Origin of the sequence: Lysinibacillus sp. NPDC096212, assembly GCF_044763105.1 — a bacterium.
Classification (GTDB): Bacteria; Bacillota; Bacilli; order Bacillales_A; family Planococcaceae; genus Lysinibacillus.
In genome coordinates, this window is record NZ_JBIWFQ010000015.1 from 51,775 (window position 1) to 73,929 (window position 22,155).

General features: G+C 37.5%; 22 protein-coding genes and 1 pseudogene. 15 read left to right on the top strand and 8 right to left on the bottom strand.

Annotated elements, in window-relative coordinates:
* Positions 1-10: 10 nt before the first annotated feature.
* The 3 genes and pseudogenes from ACIQ7T_RS15455 (at position 11) to ACIQ7T_RS15465 (ending at position 2,968) form a co-directional block, all read left to right on the top strand.
* A complete protein-coding gene (locus ACIQ7T_RS15455; protein WP_402871376.1) occupies positions 11-1,507 on the top strand; it encodes a sodium:solute symporter family protein in 1,497 nt (498 codons plus the stop codon).
* 124 nt (positions 1,508-1,631) lie between these two features.
* Positions 1,632-2,195: pseudogene (locus ACIQ7T_RS15460) on the top strand (methyl-accepting chemotaxis protein); the annotation flags it as partial.
* Between the two features lie 86 nt (positions 2,196-2,281).
* Positions 2,282-2,968 carry a hypothetical protein gene (locus tag ACIQ7T_RS15465; RefSeq protein ID WP_402871379.1) on the top strand — a complete coding sequence of 229 codons (687 nt, stop codon included), beginning with the start codon at positions 2,282-2,284 and terminating at the stop codon, positions 2,966-2,968.
* Between the two features lie 342 nt (positions 2,969-3,310).
* Here ACIQ7T_RS15465 and ACIQ7T_RS15470 read toward each other — a convergent pair whose 3' ends face one another.
* Positions 3,311-5,005 (bottom strand): methyl-accepting chemotaxis protein, encoded by a 1,695-nt coding sequence (locus tag ACIQ7T_RS15470; protein ID WP_370079238.1) that lies wholly within the window; start codon positions 5,003-5,005, stop codon positions 3,311-3,313.
* Positions 5,006-5,345: 340 nt separating this feature from the next.
* Positions 5,346-6,344, bottom strand: coding sequence for a M23 family metallopeptidase (locus ACIQ7T_RS15475; protein WP_370079240.1), 999 nt, complete (start codon positions 6,342-6,344; stop codon positions 5,346-5,348).
* A 276-nt stretch (positions 6,345-6,620) separates the two neighbouring features.
* On the opposite strand from ACIQ7T_RS15475, the gene ACIQ7T_RS15480 reads away from it, so the two are divergent.
* From ACIQ7T_RS15480 to ACIQ7T_RS15495, 4 genes are all read left to right on the top strand, one after another.
* Positions 6,621-6,896, top strand: a complete 276-nt coding sequence (locus ACIQ7T_RS15480) for a hypothetical protein (RefSeq protein ID WP_370079242.1) — start codon at positions 6,621-6,623, stop codon at positions 6,894-6,896.
* Between the two features lie 113 nt (positions 6,897-7,009).
* Complete coding sequence (locus ACIQ7T_RS15485; RefSeq protein WP_370079369.1) at positions 7,010-8,905, top strand: PrkA family serine protein kinase; 1,896 nt, start codon at positions 7,010-7,012, stop codon at positions 8,903-8,905.
* A 158-nt stretch (positions 8,906-9,063) separates the two neighbouring features.
* On the top strand, positions 9,064-10,221 hold the full coding sequence (gene yhbH / locus ACIQ7T_RS15490) for a sporulation protein YhbH (RefSeq protein WP_370079244.1): 1,158 nt from the start codon (positions 9,064-9,066) through the stop codon (positions 10,219-10,221).
* A 33-nt stretch (positions 10,222-10,254) separates the two neighbouring features.
* Positions 10,255-11,652 (top strand): SpoVR family protein, encoded by a 1,398-nt coding sequence (locus ACIQ7T_RS15495; RefSeq protein ID WP_370079371.1) that lies wholly within the window; start codon positions 10,255-10,257, stop codon positions 11,650-11,652.
* Positions 11,653-12,109: 457 nt separating this feature from the next.
* On the opposite strand, the gene ACIQ7T_RS15500 is transcribed toward ACIQ7T_RS15495, so the two are convergent.
* The gene (locus ACIQ7T_RS15500) at positions 12,110-12,385 is read right to left on the bottom strand and encodes a hypothetical protein (protein ID WP_402871384.1); all 276 of its coding nucleotides are present in this window, start codon (positions 12,383-12,385) and stop codon (positions 12,110-12,112) included.
* Between the two features lie 163 nt (positions 12,386-12,548).
* Entirely contained in the window at positions 12,549-12,686 is a 138-nt protein-coding gene (locus ACIQ7T_RS15505) for a hypothetical protein (protein ID WP_402871387.1), read from the bottom strand.
* A 187-nt stretch (positions 12,687-12,873) separates the two neighbouring features.
* Here ACIQ7T_RS15505 and ACIQ7T_RS15510 point away from each other — a divergent pair, with 187 nt between their 5' ends.
* Positions 12,874-13,749, top strand: coding sequence for a radical SAM/SPASM domain-containing protein (locus ACIQ7T_RS15510; protein ID WP_370079250.1), 876 nt, complete (start codon positions 12,874-12,876; stop codon positions 13,747-13,749).
* A gap of 148 nt (positions 13,750-13,897) precedes the next feature.
* Here ACIQ7T_RS15510 and ACIQ7T_RS15515 read toward each other — a convergent pair whose 3' ends face one another.
* Positions 13,898-14,287: a helix-turn-helix domain-containing protein gene (locus ACIQ7T_RS15515; protein WP_142510121.1), complete on the bottom strand. Its 390-nt coding sequence runs from the start codon at positions 14,285-14,287 to the stop codon at positions 13,898-13,900.
* 211 nt (positions 14,288-14,498) lie between these two features.
* On the opposite strand from ACIQ7T_RS15515, the gene ACIQ7T_RS15520 reads away from it, so the two are divergent.
* The gene (locus ACIQ7T_RS15520; protein ID WP_370079252.1) at positions 14,499-15,134 is read left to right on the top strand and encodes a restriction endonuclease subunit S; all 636 of its coding nucleotides are present in this window, start codon (positions 14,499-14,501) and stop codon (positions 15,132-15,134) included.
* 217 nt (positions 15,135-15,351) lie between these two features.
* Here the strand turns inward: ACIQ7T_RS15520 and ACIQ7T_RS15525 are convergent, their stop codons facing one another.
* A complete protein-coding gene (locus ACIQ7T_RS15525) occupies positions 15,352-17,025 on the bottom strand; it encodes a ribonuclease J (protein ID WP_370079254.1) in 1,674 nt (557 codons plus the stop codon).
* A gap of 172 nt (positions 17,026-17,197) precedes the next feature.
* Between ACIQ7T_RS15525 and ACIQ7T_RS15530 the strand changes: the two genes are divergently transcribed.
* The gene (locus tag ACIQ7T_RS15530) at positions 17,198-17,962 is read left to right on the top strand and encodes a DUF2935 domain-containing protein (RefSeq protein WP_370079256.1); all 765 of its coding nucleotides are present in this window, start codon (positions 17,198-17,200) and stop codon (positions 17,960-17,962) included.
* A gap of 459 nt (positions 17,963-18,421) precedes the next feature.
* On the opposite strand, the gene ACIQ7T_RS15535 is transcribed toward ACIQ7T_RS15530, so the two are convergent.
* Complete coding sequence (locus ACIQ7T_RS15535; protein WP_370079258.1) at positions 18,422-18,916, bottom strand: L,D-transpeptidase family protein; 495 nt, start codon at positions 18,914-18,916, stop codon at positions 18,422-18,424.
* 371 nt (positions 18,917-19,287) lie between these two features.
* Between ACIQ7T_RS15535 and ACIQ7T_RS15540 the strand changes: the two genes are divergently transcribed.
* The 5 genes from ACIQ7T_RS15540 (at position 19,288) to ACIQ7T_RS15560 (ending at position 20,978) form a co-directional block, all read left to right on the top strand.
* Entirely contained in the window at positions 19,288-19,521 is a 234-nt protein-coding gene (locus ACIQ7T_RS15540) for a hypothetical protein (protein ID WP_370079260.1), read from the top strand.
* Between the two features lie 44 nt (positions 19,522-19,565).
* On the top strand, positions 19,566-19,775 hold the full coding sequence (locus ACIQ7T_RS15545; RefSeq protein ID WP_370079262.1) for a hypothetical protein: 210 nt from the start codon (positions 19,566-19,568) through the stop codon (positions 19,773-19,775).
* A gap of 15 nt (positions 19,776-19,790) precedes the next feature.
* A complete protein-coding gene (locus ACIQ7T_RS15550) occupies positions 19,791-19,988 on the top strand; it encodes a gamma-type small acid-soluble spore protein (RefSeq protein ID WP_370079264.1) in 198 nt (65 codons plus the stop codon).
* A 119-nt stretch (positions 19,989-20,107) separates the two neighbouring features.
* On the top strand, positions 20,108-20,278 hold the full coding sequence (locus ACIQ7T_RS15555) for a cysteine-rich CWC family protein (RefSeq protein WP_370079266.1): 171 nt from the start codon (positions 20,108-20,110) through the stop codon (positions 20,276-20,278).
* 118 nt (positions 20,279-20,396) lie between these two features.
* Positions 20,397-20,978: a DUF305 domain-containing protein gene (locus ACIQ7T_RS15560; RefSeq protein ID WP_370079268.1), complete on the top strand. Its 582-nt coding sequence runs from the start codon at positions 20,397-20,399 to the stop codon at positions 20,976-20,978.
* Between the two features lie 111 nt (positions 20,979-21,089).
* Here the strand turns inward: ACIQ7T_RS15560 and ACIQ7T_RS15565 are convergent, their stop codons facing one another.
* Positions 21,090-21,686 carry a metallophosphoesterase family protein gene (locus ACIQ7T_RS15565; RefSeq protein ID WP_370079373.1) on the bottom strand — a complete coding sequence of 199 codons (597 nt, stop codon included), beginning with the start codon at positions 21,684-21,686 and terminating at the stop codon, positions 21,090-21,092.
* Between the last annotated feature and the right edge of the window lie 469 nt (positions 21,687-22,155).

The window sequence follows — 22,155 nt, forward strand, 5'->3', positions numbered from 1 at the left end:
GAGCAATACAATGTTAAATATAATCATCTTTAGCTTATACTTAATTTTTATTTATTACATTGGGTATAAAGGATACAAACGAGTTAATACTGCAGAGGATTTAATTGTTGCTGGGTGGAGCATGCCTTTATCTGTTGTCACAGGAAGTCTAGTGGCGGCCTTATTAGCAGCCCCATTCTTCTTTGCAGCAGTAGGCTCTGGCTACACAAGTGGCGGCTTTGAAGGTTCAGCGACAATGGGCGGTTTAGGGACTTGTATGATTCTTGGAGCACTCATTTGGACGAAGCCTTTACGTAGATTAAAAGGCTGGACATTAGCAGACTACTATGGATTAAGATATGGTAGCAAAAAGCTAGGTGCTTATACAGGCGTCGTCATGGCGATTGCCTTCGGTGTCTTTAATGCAGCGGCGTTAACAGTTGGAGGCACGTATATCATTCAGCAGCTGTTGCAAATTGATTTCGTTCCAGCAGCATTACTCTTTGTATCATTAACAGCCCTATATTCTGTTATTGGTGGCTTATGGGCTGTAGCCTATACGGAAATTGTTCAGGGAGCACTTGCAGTAGCGGGGATAGTAGGGATCACAATTTTTATCTTATTCTATTACCCTGATGTAACATTTAACCCGGAGTGGTGGAATATTAGTGAACTCTTCAATAAGGCTGGAGCAGAGTTTTGGACGCTATATCTTGTGTTAGCACTTGGTGATATTCCGGCAGTGGACTTAGGACAAAGGGTAGCCGCGGCTAAAAGTCCAAAAGTAGCACAGCGCAGTATGATTATAGCTGGAACTATTATTATCGCGATCAGCTGGATTCCGGGTATGTTAGGAGAAGCGTTCAAAACGATTTATCCTAATAGTACAAACCCAGAGACGTTAATGCTTGCCTTTGCTCAAGGATATTTCCCTCCATTATTAGCAGCCATCTTTTTAACAGCAATGGCAGCGATGGGGATGTCTACTGTAGCCGCGTGTTATGTTGCGACTTCAGGAATTATCACAAAAAACATTTATTTAGACTTTATTAATCGTAACCCAGATCCTAAAAAACTATTAAGATTTTCAAGACTTATTATTATTTTAAGCGCTTTGCTAGGCTTAGTTTTAGCGGTCAGCTTCCAGAAAGTAATTGATTTAGCATATTTGGCATGGGATATTGTCTTCGTGACGATTTTCTGGCCAATCGTTTTAGGGCCGTTTTGGAAGCGAGTAAGTACACCTGCAGTTTGGGCTAGTATAACTGTCGGGTTAGTTTATTACACTATTACATCTTTAACACATGTGCCTAGTCTTACAATCCAATCAAAAGGATTTTTAGGTTTGTTAAATGAACTGTGGCAAGCACCTGTTTTCTCAGGCGTTGTGATTACAGGTATTACAATTGTTATTGTAAGTTTGATTATTCCACCTTCGCAACATGTTCTCGAGATGCATAAAATTGAAAAAGATAAGACTTTAGACAATGTAGGCAGTAAAGAGGAATTAAAGGAACATTCAAATTAATAATTATTTATAAATAAAAATAGAAACATTTACAATATACAATATAAACATATGTTCTAAAAAGAAAAGAGCACTTCATTCCTCCCACCTTTGGAGAAGTGGGCTCCCTGAAGCTCACTTCTGTGATATTGCTTCACAAACTAATCTACTTGCATTAAATGCTGCGATTGAAGCAGCTAGAGCTGGTGAATCTGGAAAGGGCTTTGCCGTAGTAGCTGAAGAAGTTAGAAAGCTCGCGGAGCAATCAGAAAAATCAGCGAATAGTATATCAAATTTGATTTCCAAAATAAATGAGGATACGAGCTTAACGGTGCAAACGATGAATGTTGTAACAGGAAATGTAGAAGATGGTTTACAAGCTGTTGAAGAAGCTGGAAAATCATTTGAAAGTATTCTCCAATCTATTCAGGGCGTAGTATCTCATACCAAACAAGTTTCTGTAACCTCAGAAGAAATGTCCGCATTTTCTGAGGAGATTACAGCAGGCGTTATGGAAACAACGATGCTAGCTAATAAGGCTGCAAAGGCAACAGAAAGTGTTGTAGAGCGTACGATGGAGCAAGAAAGCTACAATCAAGATATCCTCCATTCTATTTTAAAACTGAACAAAATGGCAGAAGAACTGGAAAAATCCGTTTCAAAGTTTGATGTAGACGCTAAAAACACAGATATTTCCCACAGAAATTAAGAATGAAAAGATAATCGTTAGAATAAAATTTCTATTAACATGGATGAAATAAACCTATCGATTATCTTTTTGAGGGTGGGATATGGATGAAAACCTTTTTTCTTGTATTTCTAGGAATGATCTATTTATTACTAGCAAAGTTAGTCGAAACGGCTATCTTTAGCAACGTCTATTTTTTAATTGGTTTAGGAGTATTAATAGCAGGAATTATTCGATATGTTAAAGAACGATATATCTATAACAATAGATTAAATGAAATGAAAGAGGCAAGTGAGGAGGAGCTTATGGCTATCCCTCATACGCATTGCATTATCTCAAATGATTGTTTAAACGCTTTATTACTAAATGAACCTACAAATACACTTTTTCTCGTAAGTAGAGAAGATTTAGAAGAAGATTTGATTAAAAAAGAAATCTCATTCAATAAAATATATGAAGTTGCTATAGTAGAGGACGAAATGTATATTGCTAGGACTAGCAATAGTTTAATAAGTGGTTCATTACTTGGTGAAGATCTGGATATAGAAGAAGAGGAATCCGATGAAGAGGACCCTGAGGATAACACTGTGACTCAATTGACGTTGAAGATTGTAGCTGATAACTTATCTGATCCTATTCTAGAATATGTTTTTCTAGATAACGGTGAGCCTATTTCAAGAGAAGAGGATGAGTATCAAGAAGCGTTAGAGTTATGTGAGGAATGGTTTCAGAAGATCAGTGTTATTATCAAACGCTATGAGCTTGAAAGGGTACCAATTAGACAGTGGCAATAAACTAATATGTAGTAAAGAAAGCTATCTCGAACGTAATGTCGAGATAGCTTTTTAGCTTTTAGGATAATCTAGAGTAATGATCAGGTATCATCTTAAAGTGATCGGGTGAGCGTGAGAAGTGATCAGGTATCGTCTCGAAGTGCTCGGGTGAGCGAAAGAAGTAATCCGGTATCACTCCGAACTGCTCTGGTGAGCCAGAGCAGTGGTCAGGTAACACTCCAAAGTGCTCGGGTGAGCCAAAGAAGTAATCAGGTACCGCTCCAAAGTACTCGGGGTACCAAAGAAATCTCCGTTAGAGACCCAACACGCCACGTTCTCCAAATTAAGAATCCGAACCGAACTTTAAATTTTAAACTGCTGTAATTGGATATTTAGCTCTTCAGCCATACCAGCGAGTTGATTTGCACTCCTTGAAATTTCCTCCATAGTAGCGGCAGTTTCCTCTACAGTTGCTGTTGTTTGTTCTACACCAGCCGCAGACTCTTGAGAAATAGAAGCCATTTCATCAACAGAGACGTTGATAGACTCGGAATTTTGAGCGACTTTATTTAAATTACCTGAGATGGTATTTATGTTAAGAATCATTTCTTCAACGGCTTTCGAAATTTGGTCAAATGTTTCATTTGTTTGATTTAGTTGGGCGTTTCCTCTTTTTACTTCTTCATAGCCGGATTGCAGAGCGGTTGTTACATTGCCAGTTTCTCCTTGAATACGGTTGACGATTGTTGAAATATCAGTGACAGAGAATTGTACTTGTTCTGCTAGCTTCCGAACTTCATCGGCTACAACTGCAAAACCTTTACCATGCTCTCCTGCACGAGCTGCTTCGATGGCAGCGTTTAAGGCAAGTAAATTTGTTTGATTTGAAATATCATCGATGACAGAAACAAGCTTGGAAATTTCAGCAGACTGCACATTTAAGCCTTCAACTTTTTTCACTGAATTTAACACAATCTCATTAATAGCTGCCATTTGTTGTGTTGATTGTATCATTAAGTCTTTACCAGTTGTTGTTAGTTCTTGTACATGACTTGAATGTTCTTTTAATTTAACGCCTTCCTGTGTTGTTTCATGAATGCTACGCTGGAAAGAAGACATTGTTTCGGCTAAATCACCTGCTGTAGATGCTTGTGATTCTGTGCCAGAGGCTAACTCCTGCATAGTCACGGTAATTTGTTCTGTACCTGATTGCACTTCATTCGAAGATTGGGCCAGCTCTTCGCTACTAGCTGCTACTGTTTCGGAAACAATATAGATTGAGCTAATCGTTTGTTTTAATTTTTCATTCATTTCATTGGCGGAAATCATTAATTGACCAATCTCATCACGATGAGTTATTGGAAGTAGTTCATGTTGCAAATGGCCATCCGCTAATTCGCTCATGCGCTTTGAGACAATCGTAATAGGCTTAGAAATATCTCTAGCAGTGACAATAGCGATTAGGACACCTGCGATTATCAATACTATGCTAACAATCAGTCCGACTGTTTTATTGCTTAAACTGGTAGAGACTACGTCATCTCCTACCTTAGTAATGGCATCGGAGCGTTTATCGGCCAATTCTTCATAACCAACACGAACTTCGGTTACGAGATTATTGATAGCTGTTAAATTTTTTAATGCTAATTCTCTATCCCCTTTTTTATAAACATCGAATACTTCGGTATTTACGCGATTGCTCCATGTACGTGCCATTTCTACTAGTGCCGCACGCTCAGGCGTATTTTCGTATTTTTCAACTATACTATTACTTTCCTCAGCAATTTGACGATATTCATTAAAAGTTTCTATGTATTTTTCATCACCTGATACAACATAACTTAAAGCTGCAGAGAGACGAACACTCATAGACATTGCTAGATTCTTACTTGCAGTTAAGACTTGTAAATCTTCTTTCACTAAACCTTCTGCTTGTTTTTCCATCTTATTATTAGAAATGTAGCTATAGGTTGTATAACAAACAACTAGTACTAATAAAAGAATAAATGCACTTAATATTCGAGCTTTAAGTGTTTTAAACTGAAAAATACCTTTCATCTTTTCCCACCCTTTGCTAAATGGTCTCTAAAATATAATTGTTATAGTACAAATATTATTTTATAACTAAATCTTTACATAAATAAGCCCTTTTAATGGAAAAATGAAAAATAGTTTTTTAGTACAATAATATTTTGGTGTTAATGGGGTAGGTAGTTAAAAATATATTGTCTAATATGCAATTGTGAAGTTTTTTTAATATTTTTATGTATTTTTTCCTACTTGAGAAAAAGCACTTGCTGCACAAGTGCACCAAGCGCTCTAAATATTTGGTGTTTGAACACCCACTGAAAAGAAAACACATCTTCACCTCGCCATTTTTCAGCCGAGTCGTAATTGATTATTGTTGTTTTGCTTTTTTAGCTAGTCGTTCCCATTGTAGTAGTGATGGATATGGATCAAATGCCCATTCTGTACGTCCATTGAACTTATAAATGCCATAGTGAAGATGAGGCGGGAATTTTCCGGACGTTCCTTCTTTACCGTAGCCAGAACTACCAACATAACCGAGAACAGTTCCAGGCTCGACAAAGTCGCCTACTTTAATCTTCTTATTATAACTACCGAGATGGGCATAATAATGATATGAGTTATGATTATCACGAATTCCTATGCGCCAACCACCAAATTGGTTCCACCCTTTTATTTCCACTACTCCATAAGAGGTAGAAAGTACGGGAGTACCATAGCTAGCGAAAATATCTGTTCCTTCATGAATACGGCGTCCACCCCAGCCCCTATTGTCTCCCCATGTACTCCGATAACTGTAATCGTAATTAGTAGGAATTGGGAATGTGTGGGCATCGAGCTCAGTTGTTTTGAAATGACTATACATTTTGGAAATGGCGAAGATTTGATTTACGGCTTGTTCACTTCCGTAATATTCCCATAAAGCTAATTTAAAGTCCTCATCAGTTGTTCCGAATTTACTTAAAAATGTAGCCATGGAGAAAATTATATCGGCATCATCCTTTGGGCTGGCAACTCCGTCACTATTGCCATCTAGGCCCATCCCGCCAAAGTAACTAATTGTTTCTGGACGAGTATCATCTCGTACAGGATTTAAAGCACCTGACCAATATTCATCAGAAAATTGAATGGCAATGATACCATCCCGTTTCGGAATATCTTTGCGAACGGATTGTAAATTTCGTTCATATTGGTCAATGGCTGCTAAGAAATGCCATGGGATAAGTAATTCATCAAATTGTACGTAATAGGCCATACGTTGTTGCACAATTTCTTCTTGGGTGGGTTCTTCTTTTGCTAAAGCAACAGAGGGGAGAGTAAAACTCCATAATAACATCCATGATAAAAGGAATATAAAATGGCGATTCAATAGTGGACCTCCTTTCTAACGTTAGAATAACCGAATTTTTTATCTTCATTCAGCACTTTTTGTGGGAAAATGAAGCGGTAGAAATGAGCAATTTTTTGTGATAAAAACGGGCACATAGCGTAGGTTGATTTCCGTTCCGACTGGGCGCTTTGTTGCTACCGCTTCGCTTTCGCACAGATAAAACATTTGTTGCTGCCGCTTCGCTTTCGCACAGATAAAACATTTGTAGCTGACGCTTTGCTTTCGCTACAGGGCAGAGCTTCCTGGGGGCGTCCGATGAGCCGCTTGGGGCAACGCGATGTTGGTCACGAAGGCGTTATCACAGGACGTGATGGTTTTAGCCTTCGTTCCCCTATGCGCTCGCTCCAGGGTCTCATCTGTGACGCTAATCCCCAAGGAGTCGCCCAGTCTCCACTTCAATCAACTTATTCTCAAGTAGTATCTTTTAACAAATGTCATCCTAACTTTGGTGATGAAACAATAAAACGTCAGGTGAAACGAGTAAGTTTAAAACATTCTTTTTGTTTGACTTTGAATTCCTTTATTCTGTAGGAAAAAAATTATAGGCAATAAGAAGAAACTTCAACAAAGAAAAAGTATTGGGTATCATAATGCCATTTCCTTCATACTATGTTATAAATCAAGCCCTGAATGGAGGGAAGGCTATCAACATTTTAGATAAAGTGAAAAGCTATCGCGAAGAAGAAAATCGGCTAAAGTGGGAAGGTACATTTGCAGATTACTTAAACATCATCAAGGAAAGACCTGAAGTTGCTCAAACAGCCCATTCACGCGTCTACAATATGGTAAAAAATGCTGGTGTAGAGGAACGCGATGGGCAAAAAATGTATGAATTTTTTGGGCAAGAAATTTTTGGGCTTGAAACAGCCATTGAAAGACTGGTGGAGGAATATTTCCATCCAGCAGCGCGAAGATTGGATGTTAGAAAACGTATTTTGTTATTAATGGGACCAGTAAGTGGTGGTAAATCAACGATAGTGACCTTGTTGAAACGTGGACTCGAACAATTTTCGAGAACAGATGAGGGTGCAGTTTTCGCAATTAAGGGATGTCCAATGCATGAGGATCCTCTACATTTAATTCCACATCATTTGCGTAATGAATTTTTTGAGGAGTATGGTATACGAATTGAAGGAAGCTTATCGCCTTTAAATACGATGCGTCTTGAAAAGGAGTACGATGGACGTATTGAAAATGTAATGATTGAACGTATTACTTTTTCTGAAGACAAACGTGTGGGCATAGGAACATTTACGCCATCAGATCCAAAATCACAGGATATTGCAGATTTAACAGGTAGTATTGATTTCTCAACAATCGGAGAATTTGGTTCAGAATCTGACCCCCGTGCTTATCGCTTTGACGGGGAGTTAAATAAGGCAAACAGAGGTATGATGGAGTTCCAAGAAATGTTAAAGCTCGATGAAAAATTCTTGTGGAATTTATTATCTTTAACACAGGAAGGTAATTTTAAAGCAGGTCGATTTGCATTAATTAGTGCAGATGAATTAATTGTTGCGCATACGAACGAAACAGAGTATCGTTCATTTATTTCAAATAAAAAGAATGAGGCGTTACATTCACGTATTATTGTCATGCCGATTCCGTATAACTTAAAAGTTAGTCAGGAAGAATTGATTTACGAAAAAATGATTAAAGAAAGCGATATGTCACATGTTCATATTGCGCCGCATGCATTGAAGGCCGCAGCAATCTTTTCGGTTCTAACAAGACTAGAAGTACCGAAAAAACAAGGTGTGGATCTTATAAAAAAAATGCGACTGTACGACGGAGAAAATGTGGAGGGATTTAATTCCGTTGACTTAGAGGAGCTTAAAAAAGAGTTTCCGAACGAAGGCATGAACGGTATAGATCCACGATATATTATTAATCGTATTTCTTCTGCAATTATTCGAAAAGAGATACCATCTATTAATGCGTTAGATGTTCTGCGTGCACTAAAGGATGGGCTTGACCAGCATGCTTCCATTTCTCAGGAAGATCGAGAAAAATATATGAACTATATTGCAGTTGCTCGAAGAGAGTATGATGAAATTGCCAAAAATGAAGTGCAAAAAGCATTTGTTTATTCGTATGAAGAGTCTGCAAAAACATTGATGAATAATTACCTCGATAATGTAGAGGCGTTTTGTAATAAAAATAAAATTTTCGATCCATTGACTGGTGAGGAAATGAATCCTGATGAAAAATTAATGCGCTCTATTGAAGAACAAATAGGTATTTCGGAAAATGCGAAAAAGGCATTCCGTGAGGAGATATTAATTCGTATTTCTGCTTATGCTCGAAAAGGTAAGCGTTTTGACTATAATTCTCATGAAAGATTACGAGAAGCAATACAGAAGAAACTATTTGCGGATCTTAAGGATGTCGTGAAAATTACAACATCTTCAAAAATGCCGGATGAATCACAGCTGAAGAAGATTAATGAGGTTGTAGCAAGACTTGTTGATGAGCATGGCTATAATACAACGTCTGCTAATGAATTATTGCAGTATGTAGGTAGTCTGTTAAATCGTTAGTGGCTTTAACCTATTCAGTGGAAACTATAAGACTATTGATAGGAATGAATAGGAGTGTCCCATTTTAGGGCACTCCTTTTATCTTCATATAAGTTCAAGAAAGCGAATGACTAGCATAGTATAGAAAAAGCGAATTTGATAGATGGGTGAGGATAAAAATGACTGAAAACGAAAATAAACGTTTTGCCATTTCTCAGGAAAATTGGTCCCTCCATCGTAAAGGGCACCAGGACCAGCAACGGCATATGGAAAAAGTAAAAGATGCGATTAAGAATAATTTACCGGATTTAGTTAGTGAAGAAAGCATTGTCATGTCCAATGGTCGCGAGGTAATTAAAATACCTATACGTTCACTTGATGAATATAAAATTCGATATAACTATGATAACTCCAAACATGTTGGGCAAGGTCAAGGAGACAGTAATGTAGGTGATGTGGTTGCGCGTGATCCCAGCAGAGGCAATCAGGCTAATGGTCAAGGAAAAGAAGCTGGTGACAAGCCAGGTCAGGATTATTATGAAGCTGAAGTAAGCATTGAAGAGGTTCAAAATGTGTTATTTAACGAGCTTGAGCTACCAAACCTACAGCAGAAAGAAAAAGCGGATATTAAGACGGAAAAAATTGAGTTTAACGATATTCGGAAAAAAGGTTTAATGGGAAATGTCGATAAAAAGCGCACAATCCTTAATGCGCTAAAGCGTAATGCTATTCAAGGAAAAGCAGAAATTACGCCGATTCATAATGATGATCTGCGTTTTAAAACGTGGGACGAAGTGGAAAAACCTGAATCGAAGGCAGTGGTCCTTGCTATGATGGATACAAGTGGCTCGATGGGCTCCTTCGAAAAATATTGCGCAAGAAGTTTCTTCTTTTGGATGACAAAATTTTTGCGCTCCAAGTATGAGACAGTGGAAATTGAATTTATTGCGCATCATACCGAGGCAAAAGTAGTGACAGAAGAGGAGTTTTTTACGAAGGGAGAAAGCGGTGGAACGATTTGTTCATCTGCCTATATAAAAGCATTGGAACTAATTCGGGAAAAGTATAATCCTGCTCGCTATAATATTTATCCAGTACATTTTTCAGATGGTGAAAATATATCGATGGATAATGAAAAGTGCTTGAAGCTAGTGGGAGAGTTAATGGATGTATCGAGCATGTTTGGATATGGTGAAGTCAATCAGCATAACCGCTTCTCTACACTTATGTACACTTACAAAAAAATAGATGACCCTAAATTTAGATATCATATTTTGAGAAAAAAAGGCGATGTGTACGATGCCTTAAAGAGCTTTTTCAAAAAAAATGAATCTTAAATCATGTTCAAAGGAGGGGGCAGAAAAGTGGAGATGAACGAACTTGAACGAGCAATTGATGAAATTACAGAAATTGCCTCAAGCTTTGGCTTAGATTTCTTTCCAATGCGCTATGAAATTTGTCCGGCAGATATTATTTATACATTTGGCGCATATGGTATGCCTACTCGATTTTCACATTGGAGCTTCGGTAAACAATTCCACAAAATGAAGCTTCAATATGATTTAGGGCTAAGTCAAATCTATGAGCTAGTGATTAACTCAAACCCATGTTATGCATTTTTACTAGATAACAATACGTTAACACAAAATAAATTGATTATTGCGCATGTATTGGCACACTGCGATTTCTTTAAAAATAATGTACGCTTCTCCAATACTAGAAGAGATATGGTGGAGAGTATGACTGCAACAGCTGAACGGATAGCTGGCTATGAAAGAGAATATGGAAAGGAAGAGGTCGAACAGTTTTTAGATGCGGTTTTAGCGATTCAGGAGCATATCGATCCTTCCCTTTTACGACCAAAATTGTCTTGGAATACGGAGGATGAACTTGAGGAGGAAATTCATCAAGCAAAATCACCGTATGATGATCTCTGGCGTTTAGACGATAAGGAAAAAGAGTATAGATCGGTAAGGCGAAAAATAAAGCACTTCCCACCAAAGCCAGAAAAAGATTTATTGCTATTTTTAGAGGAGCATAGTCGGGAGCTCGAGGACTGGCAGCGAGATATATTAACGATGATGCGTGAGGAAATGCTTTATTTTTGGCCACAATTAGAGACAAAAATAATGAATGAGGGCTGGGCTTCCTTTTGGCATCAACGCATCATGCGTGAGCTTAAGTTAACAACAGCGGAAACGATTGAATATGCGAAATTAAATGCAGGTGTTGTGCAGCCTTCAAAAACATCCATTAATCCTTATTACCTTGGTGTGAAAATTTTCGAGGATATTGAGAACCGCTATAATCATCCAACGGAAGAGATGAGAAAGCTAGATGTTCAGCCAAACTCAGGTCGAGAGAAAATGTTTGAGGTTAGAGAGATAGAGTCGGATATATCCTTTATCCGTAACTATTTGACGAAGGATTTAGCAAGACGTGAAGATCTTTATTTGTTCCAGAAAAAGGGCAGTGAATACCGTATTACAGATAAGGAGCATGAAATGGTTCGAGATCAGCTCGTATCGATGCGTGTAAACGGGGGATTCCCATATATCGTCGTTAAAAACGGAGATTACCTTCGTAACGGAGAGCTCTATTTAGTACATGGCTACGAGGGAATGGAGCTCGATCCACACTACTTAGAAAACGTTTTGCCATATATTTATCAGCTATGGGGTCGTCCTGTACATCTAGAAACAAATGTGGATGGAAAGCCAATGCTTTATTCATATGATGGTACAAAAAATTATAAACGCAATGTGTGAGACATGGTTCCTTGGTGGATAATCAAAACAAAAACTTCTATCTGTTGGTATGAAATACCCCTACAGATAGAAGTTTTTGCAGTTCAGAAAATAAAGGTTCATCGCCATGATTTCCGTTCCGACTGGGCGCTTTGTTGCTGACGCTTCGCTTTCGCACAGATAAAACAATTGTAGCTGACGCTTCGCTTTCGCACAGATAAAACAATTGTAGCTGCCGCTTTGCTTTCGCACAGATAAAACAATTGTAGCTGCCGCTTTGCTTTCGCACAGATAAAACAATTGTTGCTGCCGCTTCGCTTTCGCACAGATAAAACAATTGTTGCTGGCGCTTCGCTTTCGCACAGATAAAACAATTGTAGCTGCCGCTTTGCTTTCGCTACAGAAAACAATTGTAGCTGGCGCTTCGCTTTCGCACAGAGCAAAGCTTCATGGGGATGTTCGATGATCCCAATAAACTTTATTCGTTGTTATTTTCCTCTAACAATGGAGAGAACTCATTTTCATCTTCACTACTTTCACTATGATTCGAAGATGAATGGATATCGCTGTCGATCACTCTACTGTCTCTTACTTTTATGCCTTGTTGTCCGCCAGCTTCATCATTATCGTCACTTGCAATACCGCTTCTACCGTTTCCATCGGCGAATTGGGAGTTAATATTTCTAGTACTGCCGTGTATGGCATTTTGACCTCCTTGGTTGGCATTAGTACCTACATCCTTATTTATCTTCATTCAGGAGAAGATTCTCACCTATGAAGATGGTGAGATGAATGCGGATGTGATTCCTTTTCAATGGATGTTCAAACACCTCCTGAATGAAGATAAAGCCTCCGGCGGATGTCACGGATTTTCAAAGGAATGAATTGTGCGGGCACAATTCAAAATCCGGACGCAATTACGCCAAGGCGAAATTGATTGGTCCGCCACCTTCAGCCCTTTGTTCAAAATGGATTTCTTTATTGCCAATATTAATAGTAAGATGGATGGTAATATGATTTTTAGATGGATCCTTTGAATGTTCATTATCAGGCATAATTTTCACCTCCTTCATTTTAGCATTACTATTAAGTTATTAACTTTTCTCTAGCTTACTTGTTCATGTAGCCCTAAGATGTATAAATAATGTGAGGGGATGGAGACTGAAAAACTGTTCCTTATCGTAAAATTTGATAAAATGAATAGGATTTGAATATAAGAAGAACTGGAACGGTGAATCAACGTTGAGAACATTTAAAAAGGTTTATATAGAAATAACGAGTGTCTGTAATTTAGCATGTAGCTTTTGTCCGCCAACTGCTCGTGCAAAGGGACTTATTAAAGTAGAACAATTTAATAAAATATTGGATGAAATACGTCCTCATACGAAATATATTTATTTGCATGTAAAAGGAGAGCCGCTTTTACACCCACGTATTGATCAATTACTTGATGCAGCACATGAGAAAGGTTTTAAAGTTAACATTACAACGAACGGTACGCTAATTAAAAAGAATCGTGAAAAGATACTAGGGAAACCAGCCTTACGTCAAATCAATTTTTCTTTGCATAGTTTCGACGGCCATGAGGGATCGGAAAATCGTGAGAAATATTTAGGGGATATATTAGATTTTGTGCGTGCTTCGAGAGACTATAATACGATTATTTCATATCGTTTATGGAATTTACAAAAGGATAGTGTAACGGATATTGCGGCACGAAGAAATCGTGAAACGCTTGAAATTCTAGAAAATGAATATAATCTTGATTATCGCATCGAAGAAAAAGTGCAGCCCGGTAAAGGTGTAAAGATTGCTAATAATATTTATTTAAATCAAGATCATGAATTCAAGTGGCCAAGCTTACTGGAGCCGGAGGATGAAGGCAAAGGTTTTTGTCATGCCCTACGAAGCCAAGCCGCTATTTTAGTGGATGGTACAGTAGTGCCTTGCTGTCTTGATGGTGAGGGCGTTATTAATTTGGGGAATGTGAATGAGAAATCCTTTACAGACATTGTTCAAGGAGAACGTGCAAATAATATTATCGACGGATTTTCACGTAGAGAAGCAGTAGAAGAGCTATGCAGAAAATGTGGCTATCGTCAAAAGTTTGGAATGTAATAGAAAGATCCATTTGGTTGTAGACTAAATGGATTTTTTATATGGTTAAAACAATGGCATGCCACCAGGATAGAACAGGTTCATCATCAAAAATTTTGGATGACATTTGATAAAATAATTTGTAGTTAGCCGTCAAACAGCTCCAACGTCATTGACTATTGGAGCTGTTTTTCTTTGATTGTGAATCAATAGTATCTAAAAAATCCTTCGTAATACGTACTACGTATTTCACTTCGTCTAAATTGCGCTCCCTTAATACTGAACGATGTATATCAAGCACAAGGTTCTTTTCTTCAATATCAGTAACACCAGATAATTTTTGAAAATTAAAAAGCTCCTCAGGTGCAATATCTAATGCTTTCATCAGTGTTTCTAAAGTGCTTAATGTAATATTAGATTGCCCGTGTTCAATGTTTGAGATTCGTCCTTTACTAAAACCTAGTTTCCCCGTTTTTTCTGCTACTTCTTCCTGACTAAGCCCCTTGGAAACCCTAATAATACGGAGTTGTTCGCCTACTAGCTTTAAAAAGTCTGACATATGATTCACCTCTATGTAAAAAGCTAGTGAAAAACATTAAAAATGCCTATACCATTATAGTGGTATAATAGAGTTAATGTTACATTAAAATGGTACAATGATTGGTAGTAAGTTTTTATTGAGAAAAAAGACTTATGAAAAATAGTGTTGATGATTCCAGTAGCTTGTTTTAGGGTATAACTAATTAAGTTGAGGATTGGAGGATTCAGGCATGGTAAAGCGTTATCGATTAGATGAAGTTGCTAAAATAGAAGAGGGGAAAATAGTACCGAAGAAAAAGTATTTTACAAACGTCGGAGTACCCCTAATTACAGCAGAAAATTTAAAAAAGTTAATGCTAAATGGTGATATTGAACAATTACCAAAAGTTAATAATACATTTAAAAAACATTTTAAGTGTGCACCAGTACCAGCTAAAACCATCATTCTTACTAAAGCTAATTTGAAGGAAACAAATAAATATATTTATCAATGCGAAACTGAAACATGTATTGCAAATGATATCGTCGCTATTATTCCAAATGAAACAATTATTTTAAGTGATTATTTATTACACTTTCTTAGATGGTATCAAATTAATAAAGAATGGCATCATTTGTACCATATATCCATTGATATTCCGATGATAGATAACCAACACAGAAAGGTGCAAATTTTAAATAAGATTCATCTTTTATTAAAAAATAAAGAGTCTTTGATGATAGCAGTAGAGGGGCTACCACAGCATTTTAACAATTTTTCAATGCAAATAGAAAATCACTCACAAAATTTACAACATGGGTTTAATCGGGCTCAGCATATTTACAATATAATGCTACATAAAATTTTTAAGGGTGAGCTTAAATAAAGTAAAAAGGTTCTTCATCCGCACTGGAATCGGATAAAATGAATTTAGTCGGTGTAAAGGTAAAAACCCCTTACACCGACTTTTATCAATTATGCCTCGGCATAATTGCGTCCGGAATCGGCTTTGTGCTTGCACAAAGAACTCCTTTCCGATTCCGTGACATCCGCCGGAGGCTTTAACTTCTTTCAGCGGATGTTGGGACATCTGCTGAAAGAAGTTAAATTTCGATAATTATAGGTAAAATCATTGGTTTTCTTTTTGTTTGTGTAAATAGATATTGACCGACAGCTCTTTTGATTTCTCTTTTTAAGACATGGATTGGCTGCTTACTTTCTTCCTGAAGCTCATTTACCGTTTCTTTGACGAGAATATTTACTTTCGTTAAAAGCTCCTCAAAGTCTTTGGCATAAACAAAGCCCCGCGAAATTGTATCCGGTTCTGAAATAAAGGCACCATCTATTTTATTAAGTGTTATAACGATAACGAGCATACCGTCTTCTGATAGCTGTTTGCGATCTCGTAAAACAATTCCTTCGACTTCACCGATACCGATACCGTCGACATACGTATCACCTGAAGGAATTTTACGTGTTTGCCTAGCCATTGCATTTTCAATATCAACAACATCCCCGTTTTTCATAATAAACGTATGCCCTCTTTTGACACCAACGGACTCAGCTAACAAACGGTGCTGATGTAACATACGGAATTCACCATGAATCGGAATGAAAAATTTGGGCTTCATTAGCGTCAGCATTAGTTTTAAATCTTCCTGGTAGCCATGACCTGAAACGTGCATACCGGTATGACTGGCCGAGCCATAAATAACCTTCGCACCTAGCTGGAACAAATTATCAACGATCCGTGATACACCCTTTTCATTCCCTGGAATAGGGGATGAAGCTAAAATAACTGTGTCATCAGGTAAAATTTTGACTTCACGATGATTTCCATTTGCTAAGCGAGAGAGTGCAGCTAATGGCTCACCCTGACTACCCGTACATAATACAACAACCTCTTCGGGAGGAAGATATTTCACCTCACGTGCATCTATTAACATATCCTCTGGAATGTTTAAATAGCCTCGCTCAAGCGCAACATCTACAACATTCACCATACTCCGCCCAAGTAATGCAAGTTTTCTATTTGTAGTAATCGTTGCATCTACAATTTGCTGTATGCGATTAACATTAGAAGCGAAAGTAGAGATAACGATTTTACGCTCAGCATGTAAAAATGCATCTTCTATATGACTACCGACAAGCTTCTCTGAAGGAGTTAAACCAGGTCGTTCGGCATTCGTACTTTCAGAGATAAGTACTAATACGCCTTCTGATCCTATCTCAGACATTTTATGAATATCTGCAAACTGATTATTGACAGGCGTTAAATCAAATTTAAAATCTCCGGTGTGTACTATATTGCCTTCAGGTGTATTCATAACGATTCCTAAGCAATCAGGTATACTATGGTTTGTTCTAAAGAAACCAACATCAACTTGTCCGAAATTTAATGATGAATCAGAACGAATTTCAATTAACTCAGTCTCTCTTAAAAGCTTATGTTCTTTCAACTTTAGCTCGATTAAACCAAGAGTAAAGCGTGTTGCATAAATAGGGACATTTATTTTTTTTAACAGATAAGGGATACCGCCGATATGATCCTCATGTCCATGTGTTACAATTAATGCTTTGATTTTTTCTTTATTTTCCAGTAGGTACGTAATATCAGGAATTATTAAATCGATACCTAGTAGGCTTTCGTCTGGAAATTTAGCGCCACAGTCGATAATTAAAATATCATTCCCATACTGTACTACATACATATTTTTTCCAATCTCATTAATGCCACCTAAGGCGAAAATCGATAACATATTGTCTTTTGTGGACAAGCCTATTCCCTCCTAATTTTTCAGTATGTTCCTTTAATGAAAATTCAGCATTAGTAGTATAGCTTTAAGCGTTTCATCCTATACGAAAAGACAATTTTAGGTTAAGCATTAATATTAGATTTTCATGAAGAATAGAATAGAGGAACGTATAGAATAAAGGAGATGTGACTGGTTGTCGAATTACTTACAGCATGCGATGTTTGAACATAGGTTTTGGCTAAGAATACTGAAAGACCATTCTCAATTTATTCATGATTCCTTGTATCCATCGGAAACAGAGGATATTAAAAGAGCGAGCGCATTTATTCTTCAATTTTCTCAGCTTCTTGCCTATGTAAATTCGATAGAGGCCAATAATGCGGTTTCCTTCTCACTTACAGTCGATGAAGCTGTAGAACAACTAAAGCAATTTAAATTTTATTTGCTTAGAAAGCAATTAACGGGAAATATTAATACCCATCTACCACCTACCTTTTTTAATCATATGGTGAATGAATTAGAGGAGTATCAAAATGTACTTAGCTATTTGAAGAAGGGGGAAGTCCCGCCAATCTTTCATGAGCTACATCATCACTTACTCTGGCTGTTAGATGCATCAGGACATGCAGGTATCATTCATGACGATTTGGATGGTGTAGAAAGAAGATTGAGACAAAAAAGTACTACCTTCGCTCAACATTTTGAAGAGTTTTATTTAAAAGCAGTAGAGCTTACAGGATACTTGCGTTCAAATATAGACTCATTTCCCGCATTAACTCGTTTTAATCATGATGTGGATATAGAAATGGGATTATTCAAAACTTTTTTACGGGAGTTAGAGGAGATGGAGTTAAGTGCAGAAGTATTAGGTACATTTACAGCTCTAATGGCGGATCATATGCTAAGAGAGGAGCAATACTATTTATCGAAGCTTGCACAATCTAGAGGCGAAGGTTAATTTCACTAAAGAGGTCTCTTTAGCAAAGTGAGAGGTTGATTTCCGTTCCGACTGGGCGCTTTGTTGCTGACGCTTCGCTTTCGCACAGTTAAAACATTTGCCGCTGACGCTTCGCTTTCGCGCAGAGCAGAGCTTCCTGGGGGCGTCCGATGAGCCGCTTCGCTGCAGGCTCTCATCTGTGACGCTGATCGCCAAGGAGTCGCCCAGCCTTCACTCCAATCAACCACTTCACATAGCGTGTATCTTCTGGCACGTCACCCTGGATGTTGGCATAAAAAGTGAAGGCAACCTGAGATTTTCAGGTTGCCTTTTTTATTCCGATAAATCAGCATAATGTTCCGATAAAACTAAAAAACATTCCGATAAAATCTTAGGAATGTTTTTAGTCTGAATTATGATGATTGTAAGCGCCTAACTTAAAGAGTGGAGGCTACTCGGCTTCACTCACGTTGTTGAATTTTAAGGATGAATAAAAACGCCAGTACCGATTGGGACAATGCTTGCAAGCTCTTCGACATCCTTATTATGCATACGAATACAACCCCGTGAAACGGCATGACCGATAGAGCTAGGATTATTAGTTCCATGAATACCATAATGCTCTTTCGATAAACTCATCCACATTGTCCCAAACGGACCACCGGGATTTGGAGCTTTATTAATGATTATAAAATTTCCAGTAGGTGTATCATGTAACATCCTACCAACCGCAATTGGGTATTGCTTTTGAAGAATATTATCCTTATATAACCGTAGCCATCGATTTTCCGTAGAAATATCTATTCTATAAGGAATAGTATTTGGATTAGGAAATCCAGGTATAACAATTTGTTGTCCTAAATAAATTACATTCGGATCTAACCCAGGATTAGCAGCCATTATGGATGATAACGGTGTACGATAATTTCTAGCTATTTGAGCCAAAGTTTCTCCTGCTTTAACTGTATGAATCAAATTTATCACCTCCAATAGATTAAGGCTCATCTCCAAAAGTTGGGGATGATATTTGTTAAAACGAATGTCGTTTCGAAAGCGCCAAGTCGGAACGGAAATCAACCCACGCTATGGTGATGTGCCTAAAATAATTTCATTTATACAGGTTATGCCGTGGATATAGAAAATACCTTTAACTTCTTTCAGCAAACACCTGTACCTGTACCTGTAGATACGCTTTCGTGCAAAAAACATCTGCAGGCCTAAACCATAAAGCCAATTCCAGACGTAATTATGCCGAAGCATAATTGATTTTTCATAAGGATAGCTACTGTAGTTAGTTGGATATGATAAGCAGTAACAAACTATATCCAGTAATCGAGGAGTTATTTATGAAAGAATTTAAAATTACTTATTTTTTTGATGAAATGCATTATGTACGGAGATTTATCCATATCGAATCACAGGAAAAAGCAGAGGCATTAGTTCGCAGCGAACGAGATCAATATATATCCTTTACAGATAGTAGAGGGATGTATCATGAGCTGCATACAAGAAATGTTCGGGTCATTCAAATATCTGAATATCATCGTATCGATAAAAGTGCGAAAACGAAAGGTACATGATTTGTCCAATATTGCACATGCTACAGGTAAAGGAGTGAGCAAAGATGGACATAGAAAACATACCACATGAGAAAAAAATATTTATGAATTTAGCAAGCAAGAACAAGCCAGACATGGTCGAATCAGATACAATAAGTCTTTTCGATTTACACGAAGATATGCAAACGGTTGATGCTATACCGATTAAGGAACTCAATAAAAAAGTAGAACGAGAAGGCGATGAATTGATCGAATTGCAGCCTGATGAATTATAGAAGGTAGGGATTTATATGACTGACCATAATGAAGCTCAGTTTACTTCTGCTGGAACAGATATTAATGAAGTAAAAAGAGAAAATGCAGAAGGTGGTTTATCATACAACGAAGTGAAAAAGCTACTAGCCCAAAGAGGTGGGCATGGTACGGAAATATATAGTGATACAGATGTCGAAGAAGTAAAGCAACAGATTCATGGGAAAAAGCAATAAGCTAATTGGGGAGGAGTATGAAATTAAGTACTCCTCTATTTTCTATTTAGATGAAAAAAATCACTGATTAAAATACAGCTTTATTTTACAATGAAAAGTAAATGTAAGGAGGTGTGCGAATGGAGGAAAAACGTTGTCCGTTATGTGGACAAGAAAATCATTGTGGGGTAGTAAATGGGCAAAAGGATTGCTGGTGTATGACAAAGAGTTTCCCTAAAGAAATCCTTGAAGAAGTACCTAAAGAGCAATGTATTTGTCAAAAGTGCTTGGATACATATAAAAAAGATTAAACGATTTCGGTATTAAAAATACTTCAATGCTGTTACGAAACAATAGAGATCAGTTGGTACAATTGTCTACCGCACAACAACCTATCGGACATATATTACTCTGAAAGGAGTGTGTCTAATGACTAAACCAGTTGTACTCAGTAATGTAACAAAGGTTTATTTAGAGGAAAACCAAAGGATCCTCGATAAAATGATGCAGGGCATGACCTATGTGACCATAACATGTAGTATTTCAGAAAATTTTATTAAGCAAATATTACCGCATCAAGTAGCTGCTATTAAATTGTCGGAAAACGTTTTGCGATACACCACGAATATACTTGTACAAAATCTCGCGTTAGAAATAATAGCAACAAGTACGGAAACTGTTGAATGCCTCGAAGCGATACAAAATAGATGCTGTATCGTACAAAATTCGGAATGTGAATTGTACGAATATATGTGTGCTTATAAAGAAATTACTGGGGCTATGTTCCAAGCAATGAGTTTACCGCCAGTTTCCAATAATATTAATATAAACTTTCTGCGAACAATGATTGTTCACCATCAGGCAGGCGTTCGACTAGCGCAAAACGTTTTAAGGTTCTGTATTTGCCAAGAATTAATACCAATCCTTCGAAATATGATTCAAACTATGTGCGATCGTATTTGCGAAATGGAAAAATTACTAGATGCTTTAAAGGATTGCGAGAATTGCTAGTTTGAATTTAACATTTATAAAGTGAAAAAACGCTAGAGTCGAAGTCGATTTTAGCGTTTTTTTTGTGACTACAATGTATATCAGCGAAACTCAACTCTTGATGAAAAATAATCAAACATTCTCAACAGAAGGAGCGCACATAAATGTTACTGTTCGTTTATTACTATCGTAAAGACACCATTCTCGATGATCAACAACCGATCCAACATTGATACCGTATTGCTTTTCTTGTAATGCGATTGGTTGGCCATAGCGAATACGAATAGGTAACTTTTTATTGCGATGATAAAGACCTGATTCATGACTATGTCCGAAGAAAAGAAGCGATTTATTAAATGGCGGAAATGTAGGCTGCCACGTCACACTCCATTTAAATTGATGTCCATGCATAAGTGTTGCACCATCAATCTCCATTGTCTCAGGTAGTTCTGTAAAACGTTCAATACCAGTTACACGTGTAATACGCTCTTCCTGATTGCCACGAATAGAGGGGAATGTTAGTAAATTTTCAAAATCATTTTCGACTATCGCAGCTTTTTGTAGCGGTATACCCGACATTGTTTGAGCCTTTTTCTTACTTACAGTACATTCGTATAAATCACCTAATCCCAATACCTTTGCATCTTTCGCAGATTGCTGAATATGGGCTAGAACTGCCTTAGTATCTTCTATATTAGAATGTAAATCTCCTAAAAGTGCGTACAACATTTTAATCAGGCCTTTCATCAATTATGCCTCGGCATAATTCCGTGACATCCGCCGGAGGCTTTAACTTCTTTCAGCGGGTGTCCAAACATCTGTAGCTGACGCTTAGCTTTCGCTACCAAAACATTTGCCACTGACGCTTCGCTTTCGTGCAGATAAACATTGTACCTGTCGCTATGCTTTCGGTTCAAAAGACATTTGCTGAAAGAAGTTATTCATTATACAAATATCATACACCTAACAGAAATTGATAGAAAAGTAAAATGTATAAATATATTTAGTTACATATGGATTATATTTCAGTTCATCACCATAACATCGAGTTGATTTCCGTTCCGACTGTGTGCTTTCCTAGAGGCGTCCTATGAGCCGCTTGGGCCAATAAATGTTGGTCACGAAGTCGTTATCCTAGGACGTAATGTATATAGCCTTCGTTCCACTATTGCTAATCCCAAAGAATCAGCAGTCTCCC